This is a genomic window from Acinetobacter sp. YH16052, assembly GCF_013417155.1.
Taxonomy (GTDB): Bacteria; Pseudomonadota; Gammaproteobacteria; order Pseudomonadales; family Moraxellaceae; genus Acinetobacter.
The window spans coordinates 281,424-289,031 of sequence record NZ_VPEO01000001.1 but is presented as its reverse complement, the minus strand read 5'-3'; the positions used below and the strand labels follow the sequence as shown (position 1 = coordinate 289,031).

The following is a 7,608-nucleotide window of genomic DNA, read 5'->3' as shown; positions in this document are numbered from 1 at the left end:
TGCACATGGCAATCCTATTGATTTCATGATTACCGATGGAACCACACATGATGTTAAAGTTGCACCTGATTTAATATCAACATTAGATTTAAAAGAGACAAAAGTGGTATGTGCAGATAAAGGCTATGATTCAGAACCACTGCGTGAACAGATCAGGAAAACAGGGACTAAAGCGAATATACCAAAGAAAACAAATAGCCAATCGAACAATAAACATATGGACTGGTATTTATATAAAATCAGGCATTTAGTTGAAAATATGTTTTGTAGATTAAAGCAATTTAGAGGAATAGCTACTCGATATGACAAGCTCAAAAGAAATTATCAAAGTTCTGTTGCTTTAGCCTGTATATTTTTATGGCTACCTTTATAGGGTTAATTATGAACAGTAAATGCCAACAGACCCTAACAAGATCGATGCCAAGGCTAATGTAATCACCTGCGCATCATTGCTAAATAACCCTACAATCCAACTATCTAAACCCCAAATAGTCAACATGACAACGATAGCTATTAGCATCACAGCCATCAGTGCCCGTTTACTGAGTTGCCATGCAGCATCAATCTGCTCCGCACCGATTTTAGTCGACACCAAAATACCGAAGGCGGATGCCATCGACATCGGCAACATAAACATCAAGCCCAATAAACCAAGCATCACCTGATGTGCATTCACTACAATGTCACCCGAAGGCAAGATCAGCAAAGCAATCGCGCTGATGGCAAATACACCCACAAAAGTCACCACCGCATTGGGCAATCCAATTTTTAAAATTTTCCACAAAGTCTGCCAGTGAAAGAAAACACCAGACCACTGGATCTTTAACTTCCGCTCAAGGAAGAAAAAATAGTAAACAAACAACAGTACCCACTGCACAATCAAATGTGCCATGAATGCACCTTCAACCCCATAGCTTGTAACATAACCTTCAATGCCATAAATCAAGACATAAGCCAAAGCCACTTTGAGCAGTAAATAGATCATATTGGCGTAGAACACGCGCTTAGCCTGCCCACAGGCTTGGGTTAAAATATATAAAATGCGCAACAATAAATGCGCTGGAATCGTCCAAGCCAACAGCCACAGACATGACACAATCAATGCCTGTAAGGCCGCATCTGCCTTTAAAAAATGAAGTAAAGGAGTTGCATGATTAAGCAGGTACATCGCAACAGCAGAAATCACCAGTACAATCAAAATACTTTGCTTCACAATACGTTGGATGTCCGCATAATCCTGACGTCCATTGGCTTCTGCCAGCTCTTGCATCATGCCCTGTAACACCCCAATACCCGTCACAAAGCACAAAGAATAAACAGACAAACAGACTGCCAATGCAGCCACATGCTGAGGTGAAAAATGTGATAGAAAAATCACGTCGAACAAACTACTGAGCATAATAATGGCATTACTGAGAAAAATAGGCACCCAAAGATGCAGAAACTTTTTCATTACCCTATCACTCGATTTTTAATTCTTTTATAAGATTCGTTTTTTGGCAGATTATTTAGATCTGAGATATTTCATTAGAAATGTATACCAGTATCCTGCCATAACTCATTCTATTTCTTATTTTTTATAAAAATGACTTTACTCAGGTACAGGCAATGTACTTCTTACAAAATAATCCGCCATTCCTATACCAGATTGCTATTATCGATGTCACAATTTTGAATTAAATCTCAACAACTCAAGAATAATGACAGGAAAATTACAATGAACCCAAAAGAAATGAGCGGTTTAGCATTACTGGAAGCGATGCGTGATGAAAAAATCCCGGCCCCAAGTATTAGCGAAACCATGTCGATGCAACCAGCAGTGATTAAAAGCGGACATGTAGAATTTAAGGTAAAAGCTGATCATCGACATTTAAATCCGCTTGGCGGCGTCCATGGTGGTTTTGCTGCAACCGTTTTGGATACCGTGACAGGCTGCGCGATTCATACTTTACTTGAAGCAGGTGTCGGTTATGGCACCATTGATCTGAATGTAAAGATGTGCCGCCCCATACCTCAGAATCAGCCACTGAAAGCCGTAGGAAAATCAATTAATCTCAGTAGAAATTTAGGTATTTCTGAAGGTCAGATTCTGGATGAAGAAGGTCGCCTGTATGCTCATGCCACTGCGACCTGTATGATTATTCGGACTGAATGAATATTGGTAGCCTGTACAATTCATCAGACACTTCATTTAAATAATATTACTTTTCGCCTGCCCTGCTTTAACAAATGACAAGCGTGGTCGAGTTAAGCCTTGAAATTCAAAATAATGCTTGGAAACATTGGCTAATTCCACATCTTGTGTTTGTGTTGTTGAGGCTTGCCACGCTTTAGACTGATTAGTACCTGTCAAAAGATTGCCAGAAATGGCATAGATATAAAGGTCTTTGCCTTGCTCTTTCAGATAGTCTGCATTCAGGAAAACTTCAAAGTTAAATTGACGTTCAGTTTCTACCAACCATTTTTCTGCAAACCATAATTGCAGCAAATCACCTAAATAAAGTGATTTTTGCGCCAAGGGCCATAGCGTGATATGAGCGTCTTTAACCGGGATATAATACTGTGCAGGATCAGCAATAATTTGCAGATAGTTTTCTTGATAATAAGCCAGTTGAGAGAAAATTTGAGGGATGCTGAGCGTATTCATTCGCTGTCTCCGGTTTAGCCATTTTTGTGCTGGCAAGTAGGTTTAAATCCACACTGTTTGACCATTTGGTCAAACGACTTTATGGTTTTAATCTAGCAAGTGAAATTTATTCTGACAAGTATTTTTCGTGAAATTTATGCAATTGCCTAAATTAAAAACAGACAAGCTGTATTTATAATAAATATGATAATTTTTGCTTGACCCCTGTCAAAATCTCTCTATAATCGCTTTCAGATTCTCCAATAGCTCAGTCGGTAGAGCGACGGACTGTTAATCCGCAGGTCCCTGGTTCGAGCCCAGGTTGGAGAGCCAAATTCAAGAAAGCCCACTCATCATGAAGTGGGCTTTTTTATTACTTAAAATTTGACGGCTTGTTATTTTCAACTATTTAAAATGAATAATTATTTTCAATCCCTCATAAAACTCGATATATAAATACCCCTCTTTTAAAATTTCGAGATATAAAAAATCCCCCATAGATGGAGGATTTTTAAGCTGTCACCGAGATTAAGCCGCTTGAGCCGGAACACCGCTATGAAAACGGAAAGTTTCATCAGGCGTGAGAATTAGCTGTTTTTCAACTTCACGAATATGCAGGATTCGCTCCTGAATATCCTCTTTCGGATTTTTCAGTTTCGCTGTGGTAGCCACATCCATCGCCAAAGCCAGATAGTCTTCAAAATGGCGAGATTCGGACTTGAGCAGGTAGCGGTAGTAACGTGCCAATTCATCATCAACACGCGAAGCAAGCGCGTAAAAACGCTCACAGGAACGCGCTTCTACAAAGGCACCAATCACCAAGACATCAATCAAGGCTTCAGGTTCAAAAGTCCGGATTTCCTTACGCAAACCACCGGCATAACGCCCTGCACTCAAGTTTTGCCAAGCCTGACCGCGCTTGTTCATCAATTCAAGCACTTGCTCATAATGCAGCATTTCTTCACGCACCAGCTGTGCAAGCTTCACCTGTAGATCAACAAAATAGCTATAGCGAAACATCAGGTTCATGGCCGTGCTGGCTGCTTTTTTTTCACAGTTGGCATGATCTTGCATTAAGATTTCAAGATTTTCGACCGCCATATCCAGCCATGCTTGCGGTGTTTCACAACCGAGGAAAGCAATCACCGGCTGCATCAGTTCATCATAATTAATATTCGACATAATTACTCTAATCTTAACGCGCTGACTTAATCACGGCTTTCATTTGCTGAACCGCTTGTGCCAGACCAACAAATACCGCATCCGCAATTAAAGAATGACCGATATTGAGCTCATGAATCTGTGGAATCGCAGCAATCGGCGTCACGTTATCCAAATTTAAGCCATGGCCCGCATTTACCACCAAACCTTTAGATGCAGCATATTCAGCACCTTTCACAATGCGTTCCAGTTCCGCTTGTTGCGCTTCTGGAGTTTCTGCATCGGCATAGGCGCCTGTGTGAATCTCAATCGTCGGTGCACCACAAGCAACTGCTGCATCAATTTGTGCAAAATCGGCATCAATAAATAAAGATACATCACAACCAATGGCTTCCAGCTCTTGAGTCGCGGCTTTTACAGCATCAAAATTACCCACGACATCCAGACCACCTTCAGTGGTCACTTCCTGACGTTTTTCAGGAACAAAACAAACATGCTGTGGCTTGATTTCCTTGGCAAAGGCGATCATTTCATCTGTTACCGCCAACTCAAGGTTCATACGGGTTTTTAACGCAGGACGCATACGACGCACATCGTCATCCTGAATGTGACGACGGTCTTCACGCAAGTGCAAGGTAATGCCTTCTGCCCCTGCCTGTTCGCAGATCAATGCAGCATTGACTGGGTCTGGGTACGTCGTACCACGTGCTTGTCTTAATGTTGCGACATGGTCAATATTGACACCAAGTAATGCAGCCATAATCTTTTCCTAACTACGATTGAGATTGAGAGTTTTGAATCCAGAGTTGTCGACTTTTTAATGGTCGATCACCAAGCAAGGCCGTGATCGCCTGTCGATACAGTTTCGTCAGTAATTGTAACTGTTCCGGATTAAAATCCCCACCATTTTCATACGTCAACATGCTTAAAATCTGTTGACCGGATAGGGTGGAGCGTAAGGCTTTGGCCGATGGAATAAAGCCGGCATTGAGCTGAAAATAATAGTGCTGTTGTGGATCAATCTGCGCCTGATTGGCATCTACCGAAAAATCCAGACCATAACCGAGTTCTTCCAGCAAAACATGCTCAAACTGGCGCAAGATCTGTTTTAAATATAAATTTGGATTAGATTGTACGGATAATTGCTGTAATGCAGTTAAGGTCTCAGCATATTTGGCAAAAGTTTGCGGCATTTCGACTTCTAAAGGACATAACCGCAACAGGATTTCATTCAGATAAAAACCCGAAAAAAAGGCATCGCCAAAAAAGAAAATCGGCTGATTGACAATTTCCAGTTTAGTAAAATTTTTGAGTTCGGATTTACCTGAAGCTTGCAAACGAATGGGCTGATATTGCGGTGGTGGCATTTGCCTGAGAATGCCGTCTACCCTGCCATATTCTTGGGTAAATAAATGCACAATATGACTGCGTTCACGGTACTTACGATGATGAATCAGATAGCCATGCAGTACTTCGTTACGCATAAGCGGGTACTTTAATCCTTATCTTTTTTTGATTTTTTATCATCTTCTTCGTCATCCCCATCCGGGATCACTGCGCCCACAACAGCCGCTGTACCTTTCACTGCGACTTTTGTGGTTTTATAAGCCACCTTGACAGGAACCGTGACCACTTTATGAATACAGCCTTGCAGAAATAAAACACATGCAACCACTGCCAACACTTTCATCATCACAGATTCCTCGAAGGGTCTTATCAAGCTTATCGCTTAGATATCACTATAACCTAAGCTTTTTAATGCACGTTCATCATCAGACCAGCCGCCTTTGACTTTCACCCAAAGGGTTAACATGATTTTCTGTTCGAACATTTTTTCCATGTCGAGACGCGCATCCATACCGATTTTCTTCAGTTTGACACCTTTCTCGCCAATCACAATGGCTTTTTGGCTCGGACGATCGACAAAAATCGTGGCATCAATATAGGTACAGGCAGCTTTCATACGACCGGTTTTTTCATTCAAGACCGGCTCTTCAGTTTTGAATGATTCGATCTGAACGGTCAAATCGTATGGAAGCTCTTCACCCAGCTGACGCATGATCTTTTCACGGATAATTTCAGACGCCAGGAAACGCTCTGAACGATCGGTCAGTTGATCCAGTGAGTATAGTGGTGGCTGGAACGGAAGATACTTGGCAATCGTGTCACGTAAATGTTCAAGATTGGCACCACGAAGCGCAGATACCGGTACGATTTCCGCAAAGTTCATCAGCTTTTCGCGTTCACGAATCAGCGGCAAAGCTTCGTTCTTGTTTTCAAAAGTATCGAGCTTGTTGATCACCAGAATCACTGGCATTTCAGCATTTTTCAGCTTTTCCAGAACCAGGTCATCATTTGGCGTCCACTTTTGTGCATCCACTACGAATAAAACCAGGTTCACATCGCGTAAAGCCGAATGTGCCGCACGGTTCATCATTTTATTGATGGCACGGACTTCTTTTTTATGCATCCCCGGTGTATCGACAAATACCGCCTGAGATTTTTCACGTGAATCAATCCCCACGATTTTATGACGTGTAGTTTGTGGTTTACGTGAGGTAATCGAAAGTTTTTGACCCAGAATATGGTTCATTAAGGTAGATTTACCCACATTCGGGCGACCTACAATGGCAACAAAACCACTACGATAATCCGATGGGATCTCGGTGCCTTGTGCACTAAAAAATTGACTAATAAGGTCGTGACTGTCGCTTTGCGACTCGTGATCAGCATCAATGTGATCGGAATGAGTAGTCATTAAGACTTATGCTCCAAAAGTTTCAAAATATCCGCCGCAACGGCTTGTTCAGCAAAACGCCGGCTCGCGCCTTCGCCTTGCATGGTCGGCAATCCCGCAATCTGGCATTCCACTTTAAAATGCTGATTGGGTGCATCACCTTGAATATCTACAACCTCGTAAACTGGGAGAGGTTCCTTACGTGCTTGTAAATACTCTTGTAAGCGAGATTTAGGATCTTTAAGCTGATCTGTCGGCTCAATATGATCTAAATATGGCTCGTACCATTTTAACACAATCGGTTCTAGCACAGTGAGATCACCGCAGTCGACATAGATTGCACCAATAATAGCTTCTACTGTATCTGCCAGTATAGACTCACGATGATGACCGCCAGATTTCAATTCACCGGTACTGAGAATTAAATTCTGGCTCAGTTTTAAATCATTGGCGATTTTTCCTAATGCTTCCTGACGAACCAAGGTCGCACGCATACGCGTCAACCGGCCTTCATTTTCGCTTGGATAGGCATTAAAAAGATAATTCGCAATGATCATCCCTAAAAGAGAATCGCCCAGAAATTCCAGGCGCTCGTAGTTGTGTTTATGACTGACTGAACGATGAGTCAATGCCAGTTTCAGCAAATCAGCCTGTTTAAACTGATAGCCGATCCGTTTGGCAAGACGTTCATCATTTAGCTTTAACTGTGCTTTGATCAAACTCTTTCTCAAACTTCATCACTAAATCGATATTCATTATGAAATTTTTACGAATTTCATAATTCTTGTGCACCTGTAAACCATCGGTATTGGTGACTTTGGCAATTTCGTCAAACTTCAGATCACGAATATTATTCATTTCTAAACGCTGACTCATCTGTTGACGGAATGTTTCTGGCGTTATATTAGCTGGAGCACTTTTTAACAGCGCCTCAATCTCACCATCGACCATACGATCATCGAAGTATGGTCCCCACACCGCAATCGCCACTTTTGCAAGAAATGCAAAGCCCACGATTGCAATTAAAACCCCAATATAAGAAGCACCTTGTTGATGTCTCATTTTTATTTTCCTGATTGAAACA

Annotated in this window: 10 protein-coding genes, 1 tRNA gene and 1 pseudogene; 3 read left to right on the top strand and 9 right to left on the bottom strand. The window is 41.8% G+C overall.

What is annotated here, in order from left to right; translation table 11 throughout:
* Positions 1-373, top strand: a pseudogene (locus FTV42_RS01375) (IS5-like element ISAba31 family transposase); the annotation flags it as partial.
* Between the two features lie 6 nt (positions 374-379).
* Here the strand turns inward: FTV42_RS01375 and FTV42_RS01370 are convergent.
* Positions 380-1,453, bottom strand: coding sequence for an MATE family efflux transporter (locus FTV42_RS01370; RefSeq protein WP_257223365.1), 1,074 nt, complete (start codon positions 1,451-1,453; stop codon positions 380-382).
* 264 nt (positions 1,454-1,717) lie between these two features.
* On the opposite strand from FTV42_RS01370, the gene FTV42_RS01365 reads away from it, so the two are divergent.
* Entirely contained in the window at positions 1,718-2,155 is a 438-nt protein-coding gene (locus FTV42_RS01365; RefSeq protein WP_005247499.1) for a PaaI family thioesterase, read from the top strand.
* Between the two features lie 36 nt (positions 2,156-2,191).
* On the opposite strand, the gene FTV42_RS01360 is transcribed toward FTV42_RS01365, so the two are convergent.
* The gene (locus FTV42_RS01360; protein ID WP_114540896.1) at positions 2,192-2,647 is read right to left on the bottom strand and encodes a hypothetical protein; all 456 of its coding nucleotides are present in this window, start codon (positions 2,645-2,647) and stop codon (positions 2,192-2,194) included.
* A gap of 236 nt (positions 2,648-2,883) precedes the next feature.
* On the opposite strand from FTV42_RS01360, the gene FTV42_RS01355 reads away from it, so the two are divergent.
* A tRNA-Asn gene (locus tag FTV42_RS01355) sits at positions 2,884-2,959 on the top strand.
* 195 nt (positions 2,960-3,154) lie between these two features.
* Here FTV42_RS01355 and FTV42_RS01350 read toward each other — a convergent pair.
* From FTV42_RS01350 to FTV42_RS01320, 7 genes are read right to left on the bottom strand one after another with little or no spacing between them, the layout of a single operon-like run.
* Complete coding sequence (locus FTV42_RS01350) at positions 3,155-3,808, bottom strand: tRNA-(ms[2]io[6]A)-hydroxylase (protein WP_005247503.1); 654 nt, start codon at positions 3,806-3,808, stop codon at positions 3,155-3,157.
* Between the two features lie 13 nt (positions 3,809-3,821).
* A complete protein-coding gene (pdxJ, locus tag FTV42_RS01345; RefSeq protein ID WP_004645617.1) occupies positions 3,822-4,547 on the bottom strand; it encodes a pyridoxine 5'-phosphate synthase in 726 nt (241 codons plus the stop codon).
* Between the two features lie 13 nt (positions 4,548-4,560).
* Complete coding sequence (locus FTV42_RS01340; RefSeq protein ID WP_180037172.1) at positions 4,561-5,271, bottom strand: DNA repair protein RecO; 711 nt, start codon at positions 5,269-5,271, stop codon at positions 4,561-4,563.
* An 11-nt stretch (positions 5,272-5,282) separates the two neighbouring features.
* On the bottom strand, positions 5,283-5,480 hold the full coding sequence (locus FTV42_RS01335; RefSeq protein WP_004645619.1) for an NF038104 family lipoprotein: 198 nt from the start codon (positions 5,478-5,480) through the stop codon (positions 5,283-5,285).
* A gap of 36 nt (positions 5,481-5,516) precedes the next feature.
* Complete coding sequence (gene era / locus FTV42_RS01330) at positions 5,517-6,545, bottom strand: GTPase Era (RefSeq protein WP_004279061.1); 1,029 nt, start codon at positions 6,543-6,545, stop codon at positions 5,517-5,519.
* Positions 6,545-7,243 carry a ribonuclease III gene (gene rnc / locus FTV42_RS01325; RefSeq protein WP_180037171.1) on the bottom strand — a complete coding sequence of 233 codons (699 nt, stop codon included), beginning with the start codon at positions 7,241-7,243 and terminating at the stop codon, positions 6,545-6,547. The genes era and rnc overlap by 1 nt, the downstream gene beginning before the upstream one ends.
* On the bottom strand, positions 7,215-7,586 hold the full coding sequence (locus FTV42_RS01320; RefSeq protein WP_004645621.1) for a DUF4845 domain-containing protein: 372 nt from the start codon (positions 7,584-7,586) through the stop codon (positions 7,215-7,217). Before FTV42_RS01320 ends, rnc begins: the two co-directional genes overlap by 29 nt.
* Between the last annotated feature and the right edge of the window lie 22 nt (positions 7,587-7,608).

Coding starts and splice junctions, on each gene's coding strand:
- FTV42_RS01350 (WP_005247503.1), bottom strand. CDS start 3,808: ATGTCGAATATTAATTATGATGAACTGATGCAGCCGGTGATTGCTTTC.
- era (WP_004279061.1), bottom strand. CDS start 6,545: ATGACTACTCATTCCGATCACATTGATGCTGATCACGAGTCGCAAAGC.
- FTV42_RS01370 (WP_257223365.1), bottom strand. CDS start 1,453: ATGAAAAAGTTTCTGCATCTTTGGGTGCCTATTTTTCTCAGTAATGCC.
- FTV42_RS01320 (WP_004645621.1), bottom strand. CDS start 7,586: ATGAGACATCAACAAGGTGCTTCTTATATTGGGGTTTTAATTGCAATC.
- pdxJ (WP_004645617.1), bottom strand. CDS start 4,547: ATGGCTGCATTACTTGGTGTCAATATTGACCATGTCGCAACATTAAGA.
- FTV42_RS01340 (WP_180037172.1), bottom strand. CDS start 5,271: ATGCGTAACGAAGTACTGCATGGCTATCTGATTCATCATCGTAAGTAC.
- FTV42_RS01335 (WP_004645619.1), bottom strand. CDS start 5,480: ATGATGAAAGTGTTGGCAGTGGTTGCATGTGTTTTATTTCTGCAAGGC.
- FTV42_RS01360 (WP_114540896.1), bottom strand. CDS start 2,647: ATGAATACGCTCAGCATCCCTCAAATTTTCTCTCAACTGGCTTATTAT.
- FTV42_RS01365 (WP_005247499.1), top strand. CDS start 1,718: ATGAACCCAAAAGAAATGAGCGGTTTAGCATTACTGGAAGCGATGCGT.